Source organism: Streptomyces sp. GMY02 (assembly GCF_019056675.1).
Taxonomy (GTDB): Bacteria; Actinomycetota; Actinomycetes; order Streptomycetales; family Streptomycetaceae; genus Streptomyces; species Streptomyces odonnellii.
The window spans coordinates 4,461,980-4,479,893 of sequence record NZ_CP077658.1; the positions used below are offsets into that span (position 1 = coordinate 4,461,980).

Sequence of the window (17,914 nt, forward strand, 5' to 3'; positions counted from 1 at the left end):
TGCGTGTCACGGCCGGGTGGTGCCGGGGGCGTTGTCTCATGGCCGGGTGGCGCGTAGCGAGGAGAACCGACGACTGCCCCCGGCCGTTATGGCCGTACTCCGGATTCTCGGCGTGGCCGTCGCCTATTACGCGGCCGGGCAGCTTGGCCTTCTCAAGCAGCTCCGGATCGAGGGCGCGACCGTCACTCCCCTGTGGCCCTCCACCGGTGTCGCCCTGACCGCCCTGCTTCTCCTCGGCCCCGGCGTCTGGCCGGGGATCACCCTGGGCACCCTGGGCAGCATCCTGACCCTCGCCCCGTTCGTGCCCGCCGACCTCGGGATCCTGGTGGGGAACACCCTTGCTCCGGTCTGCGCCTATCTGCTGCTCCGGCGGGTCGGTTTCCGTATCGAACTGGACCGGCTGCGGGACGGGATCGCCCTTGTCTTCCTGGGCGCGCTCGCCGGGATGCTGATCAGCGCGACGGTGGGTACGGCGTCCTTCATCCTGAGCGGCAGGCTGGCGCCGGGGGGATTCTGGGCCATCTGGTCGGCGTGGTGGGCGGGCGACGCGATGGGGGTGCTGGTGGTCACGCCGTTCCTGCTGATCCTCCGCAGATTCCGGCTGCGTGTGGACACCCGGCGCTGGCCCGAGGCGACGGCCCTGGTGATCACCGCGGCCGTGATCACGCCGGTGGCCACCATGAGTTCGCTGACCCTGCTCTTCCTGGTCTTCCCGGTGCTGATCTGGGCCGCGCTGCGATTCGAACTGCCGGGGAGCGCACCGTACGTCCTGTTCGTCTCCGTCCTGGCGATCTCGGAGGCGACCGACCGTGTCGGCGGGTTCGCGCACCACAATCTCATCCAGCGGATGGTCAGCCTCCAGGCGCTCAACGGATCCGCGGCGCTGACCTCGCTGCTGCTGGCGGCGATCGTCACCGAGCAGAAGAACGTACGGCTGCGGATCGAGAAGGCCTGCGACGAACTGGCCCAGGTGGTGGAGCGCCTGGCGCCGGGGGAGACGCTGACGCGGTGGCGACGGGAGGAAGGACGGAAGAAGGGGCCGCGGAGGTCGAAGGGCGGCTGACCGCGGTGGGCGCGGGTGGGCGCGGTCGTATCGGCGCGGGGCGGGTGCCGGCCGAGTGGGCGGGGCCAGGTATCGGCCGGGCCGGGCGGGTGTCGGCCGGGTGGCAGCGGGTGTCGGCCGGCTGGGCGGGGTCGTTGCCAGCGGGTGCCGGCCGGGCGGGGGCTCAGATCTGGGCGAGGCCGCCGTCGACGAAGAGTTCGGCCCCGGTGGTGAAGGAGCTTCGGTCGGAGGCCAGGAAGAGTGCCATGTCGGCGACCTCTTCGGGCCGGCCCATCCGGCCGAGCGGGATCCTGGCCGCGTACCCGTCCTTGAGGCGTTGGCGGAGCCGGGGGCTGGGTCCTGCCAGGCCGTCGATGCCGGGGGTGTCGACCGGGCCGGGGCTGATGGCGTTGACGCGGATGTTCCGCCCGGCCAATTCGGCCGCCCATGAGCGGGCGAGACTGCGGATCGCGGCCTTGGTGGCGCTGTAGACGCTCATCGCCTCGATGCCGAGGGAGGCGTTGGTGGAGGACAGGACGATGACGGAGGCGCCGTCGGGGAGGAGCGGGAGCGCTTTCTGGGCGGTGAAGACGAGGCCTTTGACATTGATGCCGAAGGTACGGTCGTACTGCTCCTCGGTGATGTCGCCGAGCCGGGCGAAGGTGCCGCCGCCGGCGTTGGCGACGAGGATGTCCAGCCGTCCGCTCTGCGCTTCGACCGTCGCGAAGAGGCGGTCGAGATCGTCGAGGTCCGAGACATCGCCCTGTATGCCGATGGCCTGCCCGCCGCCGGTCTGTTCAGCGGCAGCCTGTCGGCTGTCCGGTCGGCTGTCCACCTGTTGGCTGTCCGGTCGGCCGTCTGCCTGTCGGCCGTCCGCCTGTCTGGCGATGGCTTCCACCGCCTCGTCCAGCTCGGCCTTGCGGCGGCCGGTGACGTACACCGTCGCACCCTCGGCGGCGAACCGGCGGGCGACGGCGAGACCGATACCGGCCGACCCGCCGGTCACGAGGGCGACCTTGCCCGCCAGCTCTCCGCCGCGCTCTCCGTGTGCCATGTGATCCCCATTCCATGGACGAAACGACTCCGCTGGACGAAACGGCTCCGCGCGAATTCGTTCCCGGGCAGCGCCGGACTATCCGCGGTCGGCGGTCGCCCTGGCCGGACGGGGCTCAGGACGGCGATCGGCGGCCCGAAGATGCCTGATGGACGAGGGAGAAGGGCGCCGGTACGGTGACGACGTCTGTGACGTCCGTTCGGAGACGTCAGAAGCGGAAGGAGGTGGCGTGTTGCAGTCGCGGCAGGATGATCTCACCCGGCGTCGGCACGTCGATCTCGTACGCGTTTCCAGTGCCCTCTGTCGGCCGGGCGTCCGCGTCTGACCAGTGCCGCCACCGGCACCGGATCCCGAGGCGAATCTCTCTTCCCCGAAATGCCGGGTACCTCTGTGCGCCGCCCGCTGGGCCGCCGGGTCCCGGTTCCGTACGTACATCAGCCGAGCCGTTCATCTCTTGAGCCGTTCATCATGTGAGCCGTTCTTCCGGTGTGCCCGGGTCGTGAAAGGGCCGGGCGGCCGGGTCCCTTCCCCCTCTGGAGGCCGTACCGTGACCGCCGCACCCGCTCGTAACGCCTCCTCCTCCCCAGGCTCCGCCCCCGGCCCCGCCGCCGTCCGTACGGTCGCCGACGACGCGGAGGCGCTCGCCCTGGCCCGGGAACTGGCCGACGAGTTCCGGGCGGGCGCCGCCGAGCGGGACCGCGAGCGGCGGCTGCCGCGCGCCGAACTCGAACGCCTCTCGGCCAGCGGTCTCCTCGGCGTCACCGTGCCGCGCGAACACGGCGGCGCGGATGTCTCCGCCCGCACCCTCGCCGAGATCTTCCGGCTGCTGGCGGGCGCGGACGCGAGCCTGGCCCAGATCCCGCAGAGCCATTTCGTCTACATCAATGTGCTGCGGCGGCAGGGCACTCCGGAGCAGCGGGAGTTCTTCTTCGGGGAGGTGCTGGCGGGGCGGCGGTTCGGCAACGCGCAGTCGGAGGCGGGCACCAAGCATGTCCAGGACATCCGTACGCGGCTGACGCCCGTACGCGAGGCACCACTCCCCGACGACGCGGTTCCCGACGGCGCGGCTCCTGCCGACCCGGTTCCCGATGGCGCGGTCCCTGCTGACACGGTTCCGGACGACGCGGTCCCTGCCGGCGCCGTCGCTTCGTACCTGCTCAACGGCCAGAAGCACTACTCCACCGGCGCCCTGTTCGCCGACTGGATCCCGGTCCTGGCGCGCGCCGAGGACGACGCCCTGCATGTCGCGTACATACCGCGCGACGCCCCGGGGGTGACCGTCCTCGACGACTGGGACGGCATGGGGCAGCGCACCACCGCGAGCGGAACGGTCCGGCTGGTGGATGTGGCGGTCCCGGCGGACCGGGTCGTACCGCACCATCTGACCTTCCAGGGGCCGCAGTTGCACGGAGCCGTCGCGCAGCTTCTGCATGCCGCGATCGACGCGGGCATCGCGGCGGCGGCGCTGGCGGAGGCGGCCGAATTCGTGCGTACGAAGAGCCGGCCGTGGTTCGAGAGCGGTTACGAGACGGCCGCCGAGGACCCGTTGCTGATCCAGCGGTTCGGTGAACTCGCCCTCCAGGTACGGGCGGGCGAGGCGCTGCTCGCCGCCGCCGCGGACGCGGTGGACGCGGCGTCCGCCGATCTCACGGACGACAGCGCGGCCGAGGCGTCGATCGCGGTCGCCGCGGCGAAGGTACGGGCGGCGGAGGCGGCGGTCGAGACGAGCAGCGCGCTGTTCGAGGTGGCGGGTACGCGCTCGGCGCTCGACAGCCTGAATCTGAACCGGTATTGGCGCGACGCCCGGACGCATACGCTGCACGATCCGGTCCGCTGGAAGGTGCAGCACATCGGGCGGTACGTGCTGAGCGGTACGCGGCCGCCCCGGCACGGCCTGCTCTGACGCGGCGCGCGGGGACGTCGTCCCGTACGGTCCCGGCCGGCCCGGGCTCCCCGCCTCCCGCCTCGTTCCGCACCCCCGTCCCCGTACCCCCGTACCCCCGTATCCCTTCCCGTCCCCGTACCCGTAGCCCTCCCCCGTCCCGCTCCCCTCGTCCGGTCACCCACCATCGGAGACACCCGTGAACCTCACCTTCCACTGGTTCCTGCCCACCTACGGGGACAGCCGTCATGTCGTCGGCGGCGGCCACGGTCTCCCGGCCGGTGCGGCCGGCGGACAGCGGCCCGCGACCCTCGGCTATCTCACCCAAATCGCCCGCGCGGCCGAGCAGTTGGGGTTCGAGGGCGCGCTCACCCCCACCGGCGCGTGGTGCGAGGACGCCTGGCTCACCACCGCGATGCTGGCGCGCGAGACCGAACGCCTGAAGTTCCTGGTCGCGTTCCGGCCGGGCATCCTCTCGCCGACCCTGGCGGCGCAGATGGCCGCCACCTTCCAGCGCCACGCGCCGGGGCGGCTGCTGCTCAATGTGGTGACCGGCGGCGAGAGCCATGAGCAGCGCGCGTACGGCGACTTCCTGGACAAGGACGCGCGGTACGCCCGTACCGGCGAGTTCCTGGAGGTCGTCCGAGCCCTGTGGCGCGGCGAGTCGGTGACGCTGAAGGGCGAGCACATCCAGATCGAGGACGCCAAGCTGGCGCGGGTGCCCGATCCGGTGCCGCCCGTCTACTTCGGCGGCTCGTCGCCGGCGGCCGGCGAAGTCGCGGCCCGGCACAGTGATGTCTATCTGACCTGGGGCGAACCGCCCGCGCAGGTCGCCGAGAAGATCGCCTGGATCCGTGAACTGGCGGCGCGGGCGGGCCGTTCCGTACGGTTCGGCATCCGTCTGCATGTCATCACACGTGACACGTCCGCGCAGGCGTGGGCGGAGGCGCAGCGGCTGCTGGACGGTTTCTCCGAGGAGGCGGTACGGGCCGTCCAGGCCGGATTGGCGCGGAGCGAGTCCGAGGGGCAGCGCCGGATGCTCGGTCTGCACGGCGGCAGCACCGCGAATCTGGAGGTCTCGCCGAATCTGTGGGCGGGCATCGGGCTGGTGCGCGGCGGGGCGGGGACGGCTCTGGTCGGCAGCCATGCGGAGGTGGCGGAGCGGATCGCCGAGTATCACCGGCTGGGGATCGACGAGTTCATCATGTCCGGGCATCCGCATGTCGAGGAGGCGTACTGGTTCGGCGAGGGCGTCCTTCCCCTGCTGGCGGACCAGGGGCTGTGGCGGCACCCGACGGCGGAGGCGGGGGAGCGGTCGGCGACGGCGGAGGTGCCGTTCGTGGGGCGGTGAGGTTCGTGGGGCGGTAACGGCGGTAAGGGGAACGGGGGGTTGCGCCCGGCTGCTCCGGCCCAGGTCATTCAGCCGTGCGCCCACCCCCCCGTATTGGTTGACCTTTCATTGACCTGACATCTGTCGACGCTCGGCGTGTCAACGAGGGCCGGAGAGGCTGAGCGGTGCATGTCAATCGGACCGTGAGCCCCACGCCACGGTCGATCAGGAGGACGCACGCAGTGAAGAAGAACTCGCGCATCCGTAAGATCTCAGTCATCCTCGGCAGTGCCATGGCGATGGTTGTCGCCTTCCCCGGCCTGGCGCTCGCCGATCCCCCCAAGGCCCTGCCCGCCAACGCGGATGGTCTGGAGCAGACGTTCCAGCCGGCCTATGACTACGACACCGACGGCTGCTACCCGACCCCGGCGATCGGCCCCGACGGGACCGTCAATCCCGGCCTCAACCCCTCGGGCGCCCTCAACGGCTCATGCCGTGACTCCTCGGACCTCGACAACACCAACGGGTACGCGCGGTACAAGTGCAACAACGGCTGGTGCGCGATCATTTACGGCCTCTACTTCGAGAAGGACCAGGCCGTCGCCGGCAGCGGGCTCGGCGGCCACCGCCACGACTGGGAGCACGTCGTGGTGTGGGTCCAGAACAACGAGGCCAAGTACGTCTCCACCTCCGCCCACGGCAACTTCAACATCTACAACCGTGACCAGATCCGCTGGGACGGTACGCACCCCAAGATCGTCTACCACAAGGACGGTGTGAGCACGCACGCCTTCCGTCCCGCGAACAACAACGACGAGCCGCCGGAGAACCACTACCGCGGGTGGCAGTTCCCGCGGCTGGTCGGCTGGAACGGTTACCCGGCGGGTCTCCGCGACAAGCTGAGCCAGGCCAACTTCGGCAGCGCCGTCTTCGGCCTGAAGGACGGGAACTTCAACTACCACCTGGAGCGGGCCAAGCCGGCCGGCATCCCGTTCGACCCGAACGCCTGAGCCTGACGATCGGCGCGGCCGGCGCGCCGGGGCCGGGGGTGGAGCAGCCATGGGGCCGCTCCATCTCCTGGCCCGTGGGCGGCTGTTGTGGTGGTGCGCGCGGGGGTACGGCGGAGGGTGCTTTACGGGTGGGCCATACGGGTACGGCGCGGCGCGGACCATACGGTATGGCGCGGGCCTTACGCCGTACGGCGCGGGCTTATGGCGAGGGCGGTGTCGCGATCAGGTGCCGGATGTCCTGTGCGGTCCAGTGGCCGGCCGCGCCGGGGCATTCCGCCAGATACGCGGCGACGGTGGCCGCGTCCCAGGCGCCCGCTTCGAGGAGACCCCGGGCGAGGAGGGCGAGGTACGCGGCGGACGGGCTGTTCAGCCCGGCGTCCGCGACCGGCCGGGGCGCGGTGAAGGTGAGCACGGGCACCCCGTCGAGCGTGCCGGGGCAGACCAGCGTTTCGTACCGTCCCTCGCCCAGCGCCGCCCGGCCGCTGCTCAGCACCTCGGTGAGGTCCAGCTCGTTCCCCGGCCGCCGGTACATCTCCTGTGCCGCGATGTCCGAGAACTGCTGAGCCGTTACGAGATGCGCCCTGGCGAGTACGTTCCCGTCGGCGTCCGGATCGTAGAACGCGCGCCCGCCGGTCCAGACGGCCGACTCGGTGGCGAAGTACAGGACACCGCGCAGCTCCACCGGTACGGACCGCTCCGGAGGCCGCCGGTCCCGGCACCCGGGGTAGACACGGGCACCGCCGGGATGGCGCCCGCCGGTGATGTAGTACGCGAGGCGGCCGAGGTTCGTGTTCGAACCGTACGAGGCGTACCAGACCTGCCGCGGCGACGGGCCTTCCGTATGTCTGGCCGTACGGGTCTTCTCCATCGTGCGAGGACTGATCACGGGTCCCTCTTCGCGTCGAATCATCACATCGAGTGAACTCCCTGCCAAACATATGTCTTTTCGGCCCGCGACTGCGATTGTGACGCCATGAATGTGGGGGAACGCTGGGAGTGGACGCAGGCGCGCTACCGGGACGGAATGTTCAGTCATGGGATAGCCAGCGAGCGGCAGCGGCTCGGCTTGCTGGAATCCCTCCTGGACCCGCATACCCGTGCGCGTTTCGAGGCACTTGGGCTGAAGCCGGGCCATCAGGTTCTCGAAGTCGGCGGTGGCGGGGGCTCGGTGGCCCGCTGGCTGGCCGAACAGGGCGCAGAAGTGACCGTAACGGACCTGGACACCACATTCCTCGACGAGCTGGCGGATCAGGGCATACGGGTGCTGCGGCACGATATGTACACCGAGGAATTTCCGCCCGGATCATTCGACTTCATTCATGCCCGCTATGTGCTGATCCATCTGCCCGATCCGGACAAAGCGGTTGCCCGGCTGGCCGAATGGCTCAAGCCGGGCGGTGTGCTATTGGTCGAGGAACCGGCGTCCTTCCCGGTGATGGACTCCCCGCACCCGGCCTATCGCACCATCATGCGCGCTTTCCGTACTCACCTTGAGCAATCGGTGGGTTCGGACACCTCTTGGGCCCGCACACTCCCCGTACCCCTGGAGAAAGCGGGCCTCACCGATATCGGTTTGGACGCCCGGCTCCATGTCGTCAGGGGCGGCGACGAAGAGGCGCAGTGGTGGCGCCTGAACCTGGAGCAGTCCCGCGAGGCGATGGTGGCCGCGGGCCTCGCGACCGGCCCCGATTTCGACGCCGCATACCGTGAACTGGCATCCCCCGATTTCTACGACCTGTCCCTGGCGGTCTGTACGGCATGGGGCCGCGGGGCGGTGTGACGCGGTACGGCCCGGGCGCACCGGGCGCGGCGCCCGGTGCGGCAGCGCAGTTCGGCACCGGCACCGGCACCGGTCGGGCGGCTCGGACCGCGGTGCTCAGGCCGCCGCCTCACCGACCAGATGGTCACCGGGAATGCCCGCCTTGTCCGGCCCGTAGTACTCCCTGATCCCGAGGTCCCAGGTCTCCCTGGCGATGCGGTCCGAATCCGTAGGCTCGAACGCGTCGAAGAGCGCATGGATATTCGGCAGCCGGAACCCGATGGCGGTCATCAGCGCGACAAAAACGGGCCGCCGGACAAACCCGTCCCCCTCCAGATCCCCCAGCCGGGAAAGCGCCTCGGCGAATTCCCCGATGGCCCCGTCGAACCGCTCCGGAGAAAGAACGCAGGCGGTGTACTCCTCAAAGCTGACCCGGCCGTCCCGATCGGCGTCCAGCTCCTCGACCAGGGTCCCCCAATACCTCCGGAACGCGTCCAGCATCGCCCGCTTCGCCCCATCACCGGCACTGGGCACCGACCGGATGACCCGCTCGGCCATCAGCTCGAAGTCATCGGCCTCCAGATATCCATTGCCGTCGACATCGAACAGCCCGAACACAACCCGAACCCGCTCAACCGCTTCCGCACGCACAATGAACCCCCTTCTCGCAGCAGTGCTTTCCACTATGCGAAGGCCCCACCCGCCACGTCCCCCAAACCAATGCGAGTCAACCGAACGAGTGAACGGGTCGTCTTGAAACCCGCCAGCGCCGTCTTCGACGGCGGGGCGGGTCCCGCCGTGCCCTCGGCTCTTCGCTAGCCCGGCGGCGGCGCGGTCAGCTCACTGGCCCGGCGGAAGACGGTGTCGAGCATGGGCTCGGTCAGACGGCCGGTGGCGGTGTTCTGGCGGCTGGGGTGGTAGCAGCCGAGCTGGATCCGTCCGTCGGGGCGGCGGAATTCGGCGCCGTGCCGGAAGGCGGGGCGCGGCCTGATGCCGGCCTGGAGGCAGGCGGCGTTCCAGGCGAAGGCGCCGAGGGCGAGGATGACGGTGACGTCCTTGAGGGCGTCGAGTTCCGCGGTCACGTACGGGAGGCAGTTGTCCCGTTCGGCCGAGGTGGGCCGGTTCTCCGGCGGCGCGCAGCGCACCGCGGACGCGATCCAGACACCGGTCAGGCGCAGGCCGTCGCCGCGGTGGAGGGAGACGGGGCGGTTGGCGTAGCCGGTCCGGTACATCGCGCGGATGAGCCAGTCGCCGGACGCGTCGCCGGTGAAGCTGCGCCCCGTACGGTTTCCGCCGTGCGCGGCCGGGGCCAGCCCCAGCACATAGAGCCGGGCGGCCGGGTCCCCGAACCCCGGCAGGGGCCGGGCCCAGTACTCCTCGCCCGCGAACCGGGCCGGTGCCTGCCGCGCCGCCTCCTGCCGCCACGCCACCAGCCGGGGACACCGCACACAGGCCACCACCTGCCGCTCCGTACGCCCCAGCGCTGCCTCCGACCCCACCACGCGCCCGCCTTCTTCCCGTCTCGTACCCCCACCCTCCTACCGCCCCCGGCACACCGCGAGCCGGACCGGTGCCGGGACCGGTCTCCGGCCCGGACTCCATGTACCGGTCACGTGCCGAGCAGGTGTGCGGCCGCAGCGGCAGTTCGGGGCGGAAGCCCGACGGCAAGGGCCCCGGCCGGTGAACCGGTCGGGGCCCTCATGAGCCGTACGTACGTCCGGCCCGTACGTTCGTCGTGATCAGACGAGGTCGAACCGGTCGAGGTTCGCGACCTTGGTCCATGCCGCGACGAAGTCGCTCACGAACTTCTCCTTCGCGTCATCGCTCGCGTAGACCTCCGCGAGCGCGCGCAGCTCCGAGTTCGAGCCGAAGACGAGGTCGGCGCGGGTCGCCGTCCACTTGGCCTCGCCGGTGGCGGCGTCGCTGCCCTCGAACGTGTTCGCGTCCTCGGACGTCGCCTTCCACGTCGTGCCCAGGTCGAGCAGGTTGACGAAGAAGTCGTTGGTCAGCGTGCCGGGGGTGTCGGTGAGGACGCCCAGCTTCGAGCCGTCGTGGTTCGCACCCAGTACGCGCAGGCCGCCGACCAGGACGGTCAGCTCGGGGGCGCTCAGGGTCAGCAGATTCGCCCGGTCGATCAGCAGGTACTCGGCCGGCAGCCGGTTGCCCTTGCCGGTGTAGTTGCGGAAGCCGTCGGCGGACGGTTCGAGCGCGGCGAACGACTCCGCGTCGGTGTGCTCGTCCGTGGCGTCGACGCGGCCCGCGGCGAAGGGTACCTCGATGTCGTGGCCCGCGTCCTTGGCGGCCTTCTCGACCGCGGCGGCACCGCCGAGCACGATCAGGTCGGCCAGCGAGACCTGCTTGGCGCCCGCGCCGGAGTTGAACTCCTGCTGGATGCCCTCAAGGGCGCGCAGCACGGTCGCCAGCTCGCTGGGGTTGTTGACCTCCCAGCCGAGCTGCGGCTCCAGGCGGATACGGGCGCCGTTCGCGCCACCGCGCTTGTCGCTGGCGCGGAACGTCGAGGCCGACGCCCACGCGGTGCTGACCAACTGGCTGACGCTCAGGCCGGATTCGAGGATCTTCGCCTTGAGGGCGGTGATGTCCTCGGCGCCGACCGTCTCGTACTCCGCCTCGGGCAGCGGGTCCTGCCACAGCAGGGTCTCCGCCGGCACCTCGGGGCCGAGCAGCAGCGACTTGGGGCCCATGTCGCGGTGCGTCAGCTTGTACCAGGCCCGGGCGAACGCGTCCGCGAACTCCTCGGGGTTCTGGTGGAAGCGGCGGGAGATCTGCTCGTACACCGGGTCGAAGCGCAGCGCCAGGTCGGTGGTGAGCATGGACGGCGCGATCTTCTTCGAGTCGTCGTGCGCGTGCGGGACGGTGCCCTCACCGGCGCCGTCCTTCGGCTTCCACTGGTTGGCGCCGGCCGGGCTCTTGGTCAGCTCCCACTCGTAGCCGAAGAGGTTGTTGAAGAAGCCGTTGCCCCACTGGGTGGGCGTGCTGGTCCAGGTCACCTCAAGGCCGGAGGTGATGGCGTCCGCGCCCTTGCCCGTACCGAAGCTGTTCTGCCAGCCGAAGCCCTGCGCCTCGATCGGGGCGGCCTCGGGGTCGGGGCCGACGTTGTCCGCCGGGCCCGCGCCGTGCGTCTTGCCGAAGGTGTGGCCGCCCGCGATGAGGGCCACCGTCTCCTCGTCGTTCATCGCCATCCGGCGGAACGTCTCGCGGATGTCGCGGGCCGCGGCGAGCGGGTCGGGGGTGCCGTTCGGGCCTTCCGGGTTGACGTAGATGAGGCCCATCTGGACCGCGCCGAGGGGGTTCTCCAGCTCGCGGTCACCGGTGTAGCGCTCGTCGCCCAGCCAGGTGGACTCGGGACCCCAGTAGACGTCCTCCTCGGGCTCCCAGACGTCCTCGCGGCCGCCGGCGAAGCCGAAGGTGTCGAAGCCCATCGACTCCAGAGCGACGTTGCCGGCGAGGATCATGAGGTCGGCCCACGAGAGGCTCTGGCCGTACTTCTTCTTGACCGGCCAGAGCAGACGGCGGGCCTTGTCGAGGTTCCCGTTGTCCGGCCAGCTGTTGAGGGGTGCGAAGCGCTGCTGGCCGGCTCCGGCGCCGCCGCGGCCGTCGCTGATCCGGTAGGTGCCCGCGCTGTGCCACGCCATCCGGATGATGAACGGGCCGTAGTGGCCGAAGTCGGCCGGCCACCAGTCCTGCGAGGTCGTCAGCACCTCCGCGATGTCCTGCTTCACGGCCGGCAGGTCGAGGGAGCCGAACGCCGCGGCGTAGTCGAACTCCTCGCCGAGGGGGTTGGCCACGGCCGGGTTCTTGGCGAGGATTTTGAGGTTGAGCCGCTCCGGCCACCACTGGCGGTTTCCGCCGCCCTGAGTCGGGTGCGGGGCGCGCCCGTGCGCGACCGGGCAGCCACCCTCGCTCTCCGTCTTCGCGTCTACGACTATCGCGTCGTGGTTCTCAGAATCGTGGTTCTCAGACATGGGAATCCTTCCGGACCAGGCGGATCTCGGTGCTCAGGAACTGCGGGCGCTGGAACAGCCGGGGCACGTCCGTCGAACCGGGCCGGGCCGGCCGTACTGCCGTACTGGCCGCACGGGTGCCGTACTGGCGCCGTACCGGCCGTACAGGAGTCTTCCTGTCCGAGTCTTCCCTGTCCCTTGGCTGTCGCCGGAACCGATCCTACGATGGACGGAGTCCAAGTCAAGAAGCGCACTAAAAGTATATTCGCTTAGAATTCGGACGTACGCTGATAACTCCGGGTATCCCGCAAACCTCAATAGGTGAACCGATATGAGTGACCTGCTGGAGCGACTGCGCGAGCGTGGCTGGCGGATGACCGCCCAGCGGCGTGTCGTCGCGCAGGTCCTCGACGGCGACCACGTACATCTCACGGCCGACGAGGTGCACGCCCTCGCGGCGGAGCGGCTGCCCGAGATCTCCCGGGCGACCGTCTACAACACCCTGGGTGAACTGGTCTCGCTCGGCGAGGTCCTGGAGGTCTCCACCGAGGGCCGTGCCAAGCGCTACGACCCCAACGCGCACCACCCGCATCAGCACTTGGTGTGCTCCGACTGCGGCACCATCCGCGATGTCCACCCGACCGGGAACCCGCTGGCCGACCTTCCGGCGGAGGAACGGTTCGGCTTTACGGTGTCCGAGGTCGAGGTCACGTACCGCGGGCTGTGTCCGTCCTGCGGCTGAGTTCCGCGGACCCCCCGAAGGCCGGTCGCATGGTCAGGCTGGTCGCATGGTCAGGACGATCGCGTGGGCAGGCCGGTCGCGTGGTCGCATATTCGTACTGACGTACTACGGGTGAATGTGCGGAGATCCCGGTGTGCCCGCGACGCGGCACAGGCACCCTGCTGAGGGGCGATCCGAGAGGCGCCCGCGGTGGGGACTGTGTGGTGGGGACTGCGTTGTGACGGCCGGGGGCACATGTGACGGTTGAACGAGCCATGGGCGCTTCCGCCTCGTTTCCGGCCTGGTCGCCGGCCGAGGACGGTACGGATACGCGTCGCCCGGCCGCCGAGGACCGTCCAGCGGGCGTGCCGCGCCATGTCGCGTGCGTGATGGACGGGAACGGCCGGTGGGCCGCACGGCGGTCGTTGCCGCGTACGTCGGGCCACCGGGCCGCCGAGGCCACGGTGATCGACGTCATCGAGGCGGCGCGGACGGCCGGGGTCGAGTGGCTGAGCCTGTACGCGTTCTCCACCGAGAACTGGCAACGCCCGGGCAACGAGGTCGAGTTCCTGATGCGGCTGGTGCGCCGTGTCGTACGGAAACACGCCCCGCTGCTGTACGCGCGGGGCATCCGCTGCCGGTTCCTCGGCGTGGCGGACCCGAGGATCCCCCCGGCGCTGGCCCGGGACTTCGCCGACCTGATGACGCTGACCAGCACGAACCGGGGCATGACGCTGACCGTGGCGTTCGATCACGGCGGACGCAGGGACATCGTCGAGGCGGCACGGTCCCTGATCCGCAGCGGGGTGCCGGCCGATGCCGTCGACGAGCGGCACTTCGCCGCTCATCTGCCCTTTCCGGACACACCCGATGTGGATCTCGTCATCCGGACCTCCGGCGAACAGCGCATCTCCAACTTCATGCTCTGGCAGGTCGCCTACGCCGAGTGGATCTTCCCGCCGGTGCTGTGGCCCGACTTCCGCGCGCCGCACTTCCTGGAGTGCCTGCACACCTATCAGCAACGGAGCCGCCGCTTCGGCGGCGTGACGCCGAAGGCGAACGGAGAACCTCACCAGTGACCGACACGGGCAGCAGCCACTCCAGCCACTCCAGTCACTTCAGCCCCACCGCCTCCGGCCCCACCGGCTCCAGTGCCGCCGGCTCCAGTGCCGCCGATGGCGCCGCCACCGTACAGCCGGCGCTCCTGTTCGGCCCGGGCTCGCAGTTCCACCGGTTGTTCAACGACCCGCGCTGGGCCCTGGGCATCGTCCGGGCCACGGTGCTGGAAGCCGCCCACCCCCAGGTCGGCGCGGCCCTCACCGACAACTCGACATTTGTGGCACACCCCTGGCGACGGCTGCGCAATACGCTCGTGAGCCTCCAGCGCATGTTCGGCGCCGACGACCACGTACGGCAACGGGAGGCGGCGCGGCTCAACCGCCTGCACGAGCGCCTGAGCGGCACCGACGCACAGAACCGGCCCTACGACGCGATGGACCCCCAGGTCCGCGCCTGGGTGGTCGCGACGCTGTTCGAGAGCGCCGTCACCATGTACCGACTGAGCGGACAGCCGCTCAAGCAGAGCGCCATGGAGCAGTTGTACGCCGAATTCCAGGCCTTCCTGGCGGCGTTGGGGGTGGCGGACGGCCATCTGCCGCCCACCCTCAAGGAGTTCTGGCAGTACTACGACCACACGGTCGAGACGGAGCTGGAGAACACGGAGGCGCTGCGCATCATCCTCTACAAGCTCTTCGACCATCTCCCGGCGCCGCCCCTGCTGAGCGGGCTGCCCACCGTGTGGGCGGCCGGCCGCGCGCTGGCCGGCCCGGTCATCGGCACGGTCACCGTCGCGTCCCTCCCGGAACCCTTCCGCCGCCGGGCGGGTCTGCCCGAAGTCCCCGGCGCCCAGACGCTGATGCAGAGCGCGTACGTGGCCGCGGGGCTGGCGCGCCACCTGCCCGAAGGCTGGATCGAGACAGAGGCGCTCACCGACCTGCTGTACCTGTCGCCCGACAGCGACGACCCCCGGGCCGCGACGCTCGCGGCACTGCACGGCCGGATGAAGCGGGCCGGCGCCCTGTTCAGGCTGGTCACGCCCTTTCCCGTACAGCCTGAACCCGCCGCTGAACCCGCCGCGGCACCCGAACGGCAGCGGAGCGCCGAGGAGTTCTTCGACGCGGTACTGGACCAGACCGGGGACGGCCACCTGGACTGGCCCGATCTCGCGGCCATGGCACGGGAGTTGTCCACCCGCCTGGATCTGGACGAACCGGAGGAGACCCGGCTCTACAACGCGTACGCCGAGTGGTGGAAGGAACTTCAGTCCGCCCTCGACACCGACGGCGACGGCCGCGTGAGCAAAGAGGAGTACGCCGCCGCGGTCCCCTCCCTCGCCGGGCCCGCGCTGATCCGGGTCGCCGAAGTCCTTTTCGACGCCACCGACAAGAACGGCGACCGGCACATCGACGCGGACGAATACCGGACCCTGTTCCGCACCGCCTTCCACCGCACCCTGACCGGCACGGACGAGACGTACTCCCGCAGCGCGTTCGTGAAGGACTTCCTGTCCTTCATGTCGGGCCGCCGGCACTCGACCGCGTACGACCCCCTGCTCGCCCAGGCGTAAGCACAAGAACCCCTACGGACTCGGCGCGGTGGTTCCGCCGGGATCTGACGGGAAATAATCCGACAGATGCGTGACCACAGTGATTCCGAATCCATATCCATCGAATTCGAAACGACGCCGCGCAGGTCCGGGAAGCAGTGGACGAGCACCATGCTGCGCGACTTGGCGGACTGGTCGGCCCGCAGACCGGTGACATTGCCCGAGGGGACGCGTCCGGTCCCGCATTCGTCCGACGTACGGATGGTTGTCTGGGCGTTCGCCGGGACCGACCTGGTCACCGGGCTCGTCGTCGACGCGATGCTTCCGGCGGCCGGTCGCGCGGTCCATCTCGTCTGGGTGGTGCTGAGCCTCGTGCTCTCGCTGGGCTTCTGCGCGATGACGGCACGCGCGCCTCATCTGCTCGACAGCGCGGTTCTGCGGCTGCGGACAGGACCGTTCCGTGAGGTCACGATTCCGGTCGGGGCGCTCGGATCCGTACGCGTGGCGCACGGTTCCACGCGCGGGTACGGATTACGCGGCGTCCCGGATGAGGACGGCGCGGTGGCGTGCACGGTCGGCGGCGCGACCAACCTCGTCATCGAACTCGGAGAGCCATTGCCGATACGACTGCGGAACGGCGAATCGGTGCCGGCCGGGCGGGTCTATGCGGCCGCCGACAACCCGGCCGAAGCGGCCCGTCTGATCAACCGCGCGATCGCCGGAGGCGCGCGACCGTGACCGTGACCGCGAGCACGAGCACGAGCACGACCTGACCGTGACCGGCACGACCGCGGGCGCCCCCGTGCGTACTCCGGGGTGCGGGTCGCGCCGACCGGCGCGGTTGCGGCGGTCGCGTGCGGGCCGAAGCATGGGGAGCGGGGAAACGGCGTCCGCGGAGGGGATATGAGATCTCGTGTGCCACCGGCTCGCAGCCGCCGGACCGGTTCCGTGCGGCCGTCATGACCGGCGACGGCCGGCCGCCCCGCTGTCTGGTCACCGGTGCCACCGGATACATCGGCGGCAGGCTGGTGCCGGAGCTGCTGGCGGCCGGGTACGCGGTGCGCTGCCTGGCCCGCTCCCCGGACAAGCTGCGTGATCACCCGTGGGCCGGGCAGGCGGAGGTCGTGCGCGGGGACGCGACGGACGAGGTGTCCGTGCGCGCGGCGATGGAGGGCGTGGATGTCGCGTACTACCTGGTGCACGCGCTGGGTACCGGGCGCGGGTTCGAGGAGACGGACCGGCGTGCGGCCACGGTCTTCGGCGAGCAGGCGCGGGCCGCGGGCGTGCGCCGGATCGTCTATCTCGGCGGTCTGACACCTTCGGGGGTGCCCGAGCGCGCGCTGTCGCCCCATCTCCGCTCGCGCGCCGAAGTGGGACGGATCCTGCTCGGCTCGGGGGTGCCGACCGCGGTGCTGCGCGCGGCCGTGATCATCGGGTCGGGTTCGGCCTCGTTCGAGATGCTGCGCTACCTCACCGAACGGCTGCCCGTGATGGTGACCCCGAGCTGGGTCCGTACCCGTACGCAGCCGATCGCCGTCCGCGACGTACTCCGTCTGCTCGTGGGGTGCGCCCGGCTCCCGTACGGCGTGAGCCGCGCCTTCGACATCGGCGGACCGGACGTCGTCACCTACGAGGACATGATGCGGAGGTACGCCGCGGCGGCTCATCTCTCGCGGCGGGTGATTCTCCCCGTTCCGCTGCTCACTCCCCGGTTGTCCAGCCTGTGGGTCGGTCTGGTCACTCCGGTGCCGGGGGCGATCGCACGGCCGCTGGTCGAGTCGCTGAGGCACACGGTGGTCTGTACGGAACGGGACATCGCGCGCTACCTGCCGGAGCCGCCGGAGGGACCCGTGGATCTGGACCGCGCGATCCGGCTGGCCCTCCAGCGCGTCCGGGGCGCGGACGTGGCCACCCGCTGGTCCTCGGCGTCCACGCCGCGTGCCCCGAGCGATCCGCTGCCGACGGATCCCGACTGGGCGGGCGGCAGCCTCTACACGGATCACCGCGAGCGTACGGTCGGGGCGTCGCCGGAGGCCCTCTGGCGGGTTGTCGAGGGCATCGGCGGTGAGAACGGCTGGTACTCCTCGCCGCTGGCCTGGTCCCTGAGGGGATGGCTGGACACGCTGGCGGGCGGAGTCGGCCTGCGCAGGGGCCGCCGGGACGCGACCCGGCTGAGGACCGGCGACAGCCTGGACTTCTGGCGTGTGGAGGAGATCGAGCCCGGGCGGCTGCTCCGGCTCAGAGCCGAGATGCGGCTGCCGGGCCTGGCCTGGCTGGAGATGACCGTGCGGCGGGACGGGCAGGGGCGGACGGTGTACGGGCAGCGTGCCCTGTTCCATCCGCACGGCCTTGTGGGACACGCGTACTGGTGGGGTGTCGCTCCGTTCCACGCGGCGGTATTCGGAGGTATGGCCCGTAATATCGCCGCCGCTGCCGAATCCGCTGGTGGCGAGTCGGGCGGTGGCGAGTCGGCCGCCGGGACGGATTCCGCGGCTGCCGGGTCTACCAGGGCCGGTGGGCGCTGATGGACGTCGGTTGATGGGCGCCGG

The 17,914-nt window shown here is 70.6% G+C and carries 16 protein-coding genes; 11 read left to right on the forward strand and 5 right to left on the reverse strand.

The annotated features are described in order from the left end of the window. The first annotated feature begins 46 nt into the window (after positions 1-46). Positions 47-1,063 (forward strand): MASE1 domain-containing protein, encoded by a 1,017-nt coding sequence (locus KQY30_RS18725; RefSeq protein WP_217307820.1) that lies wholly within the window; start codon positions 47-49, stop codon positions 1,061-1,063. A gap of 163 nt (positions 1,064-1,226) precedes the next feature. On the opposite strand, the gene KQY30_RS18730 is transcribed toward KQY30_RS18725, so the two are convergent. Beyond that, a complete protein-coding gene (locus tag KQY30_RS18730; RefSeq protein WP_217307821.1) occupies positions 1,227-2,096 on the reverse strand; it encodes an SDR family NAD(P)-dependent oxidoreductase in 870 nt (289 codons plus the stop codon). Positions 2,097-2,244: 148 nt separating this feature from the next. On the opposite strand from KQY30_RS18730, the gene KQY30_RS37470 reads away from it, so the two are divergent. From KQY30_RS37470 to KQY30_RS18750, 4 genes are all read left to right on the forward strand, one after another. Further along, on the forward strand, positions 2,245-2,421 hold the full coding sequence (locus KQY30_RS37470) for a putative leader peptide (RefSeq protein WP_367997430.1): 177 nt from the start codon (positions 2,245-2,247) through the stop codon (positions 2,419-2,421). A 321-nt stretch (positions 2,422-2,742) separates the two neighbouring features. Next, positions 2,743-3,999, forward strand: a complete 1,257-nt coding sequence (locus KQY30_RS36550; protein WP_254407623.1) for an acyl-CoA dehydrogenase family protein — start codon at positions 2,743-2,745, stop codon at positions 3,997-3,999. Between the two features lie 178 nt (positions 4,000-4,177). After that, complete coding sequence (locus KQY30_RS18745; RefSeq protein ID WP_217307822.1) at positions 4,178-5,329, forward strand: LLM class flavin-dependent oxidoreductase; 1,152 nt, start codon at positions 4,178-4,180, stop codon at positions 5,327-5,329. A 221-nt stretch (positions 5,330-5,550) separates the two neighbouring features. Further along, positions 5,551-6,318: an NPP1 family protein gene (locus tag KQY30_RS18750; RefSeq protein ID WP_217307823.1), complete on the forward strand. Its 768-nt coding sequence runs from the start codon at positions 5,551-5,553 to the stop codon at positions 6,316-6,318. A gap of 199 nt (positions 6,319-6,517) precedes the next feature. Here the strand turns inward: KQY30_RS18750 and KQY30_RS18755 are convergent, their stop codons facing one another. Then, a complete protein-coding gene (locus KQY30_RS18755; protein ID WP_217311155.1) occupies positions 6,518-7,186 on the reverse strand; it encodes a histone deacetylase in 669 nt (222 codons plus the stop codon). Positions 7,187-7,291: 105 nt separating this feature from the next. On the opposite strand from KQY30_RS18755, the gene KQY30_RS18760 reads away from it, so the two are divergent. Beyond that, the gene (locus KQY30_RS18760; RefSeq protein ID WP_217307824.1) at positions 7,292-8,098 is read left to right on the forward strand and encodes a class I SAM-dependent methyltransferase; all 807 of its coding nucleotides are present in this window, start codon (positions 7,292-7,294) and stop codon (positions 8,096-8,098) included. A gap of 96 nt (positions 8,099-8,194) precedes the next feature. Here the strand turns inward: KQY30_RS18760 and KQY30_RS18765 are convergent, their stop codons facing one another. The 3 genes from KQY30_RS18765 to katG all read right to left on the reverse strand — a co-directional run bounded on the left by KQY30_RS18765 (position 8,195) and on the right by katG (position 12,060). Further along, positions 8,195-8,728, reverse strand: a complete 534-nt coding sequence (locus tag KQY30_RS18765; RefSeq protein WP_217307825.1) for an EF-hand domain-containing protein — start codon at positions 8,726-8,728, stop codon at positions 8,195-8,197. A gap of 164 nt (positions 8,729-8,892) precedes the next feature. Then, entirely contained in the window at positions 8,893-9,579 is a 687-nt protein-coding gene (locus tag KQY30_RS18770) for a uracil-DNA glycosylase (RefSeq protein WP_254407209.1), read from the reverse strand. Between the two features lie 237 nt (positions 9,580-9,816). Continuing rightward, positions 9,817-12,060, reverse strand: a complete 2,244-nt coding sequence (gene katG / locus KQY30_RS18775) for a catalase/peroxidase HPI (RefSeq protein ID WP_217307826.1) — start codon at positions 12,058-12,060, stop codon at positions 9,817-9,819. Positions 12,061-12,370: 310 nt separating this feature from the next. Here katG and KQY30_RS18780 point away from each other — a divergent pair, with 310 nt between their 5' ends. From KQY30_RS18780 to KQY30_RS18800, 5 genes are all read left to right on the forward strand, one after another. Further along, a complete protein-coding gene (locus KQY30_RS18780; RefSeq protein WP_217307827.1) occupies positions 12,371-12,781 on the forward strand; it encodes a Fur family transcriptional regulator in 411 nt (136 codons plus the stop codon). Between the two features lie 254 nt (positions 12,782-13,035). Then, positions 13,036-13,839, forward strand: a complete 804-nt coding sequence (uppS, locus tag KQY30_RS18785) for a polyprenyl diphosphate synthase (RefSeq protein ID WP_302185324.1) — start codon at positions 13,036-13,038, stop codon at positions 13,837-13,839. A gap of 125 nt (positions 13,840-13,964) precedes the next feature. After that, entirely contained in the window at positions 13,965-15,386 is a 1,422-nt protein-coding gene (locus KQY30_RS18790) for an EF-hand domain-containing protein (protein ID WP_217311158.1), read from the forward strand. Positions 15,387-15,452: 66 nt separating this feature from the next. Beyond that, complete coding sequence (locus tag KQY30_RS18795) at positions 15,453-16,103, forward strand: hypothetical protein (RefSeq protein WP_217307828.1); 651 nt, start codon at positions 15,453-15,455, stop codon at positions 16,101-16,103. Positions 16,104-16,324: 221 nt separating this feature from the next. After that, a complete protein-coding gene (locus tag KQY30_RS18800) occupies positions 16,325-17,890 on the forward strand; it encodes an SDR family oxidoreductase (protein WP_217307829.1) in 1,566 nt (521 codons plus the stop codon). Positions 17,891-17,914: the final 24 nt, after the last annotated feature.

Coding starts and splice junctions, on each gene's coding strand:
- uppS (WP_302185324.1), top strand. CDS start 13,036: ATGGGCGCTTCCGCCTCGTTTCCGGCCTGGTCGCCGGCCGAGGACGGT.
- katG (WP_217307826.1), bottom strand. CDS start 12,060: ATGTCTGAGAACCACGATTCTGAGAACCACGACGCGATAGTCGTAGAC.
- KQY30_RS18800 (WP_217307829.1), top strand. CDS start 16,325: ATGACCGGCGACGGCCGGCCGCCCCGCTGTCTGGTCACCGGTGCCACC.
- KQY30_RS18755 (WP_217311155.1), bottom strand. CDS start 7,186: ATGGAGAAGACCCGTACGGCCAGACATACGGAAGGCCCGTCGCCGCGG.
- KQY30_RS18730 (WP_217307821.1), bottom strand. CDS start 2,096: ATGGCACACGGAGAGCGCGGCGGAGAGCTGGCGGGCAAGGTCGCCCTC.
- KQY30_RS37470 (WP_367997430.1), top strand. CDS start 2,245: ATGGACGAGGGAGAAGGGCGCCGGTACGGTGACGACGTCTGTGACGTC.
- KQY30_RS18760 (WP_217307824.1), top strand. CDS start 7,292: ATGAATGTGGGGGAACGCTGGGAGTGGACGCAGGCGCGCTACCGGGAC.
- KQY30_RS18795 (WP_217307828.1), top strand. CDS start 15,453: ATGCGTGACCACAGTGATTCCGAATCCATATCCATCGAATTCGAAACG.
- KQY30_RS18780 (WP_217307827.1), top strand. CDS start 12,371: ATGAGTGACCTGCTGGAGCGACTGCGCGAGCGTGGCTGGCGGATGACC.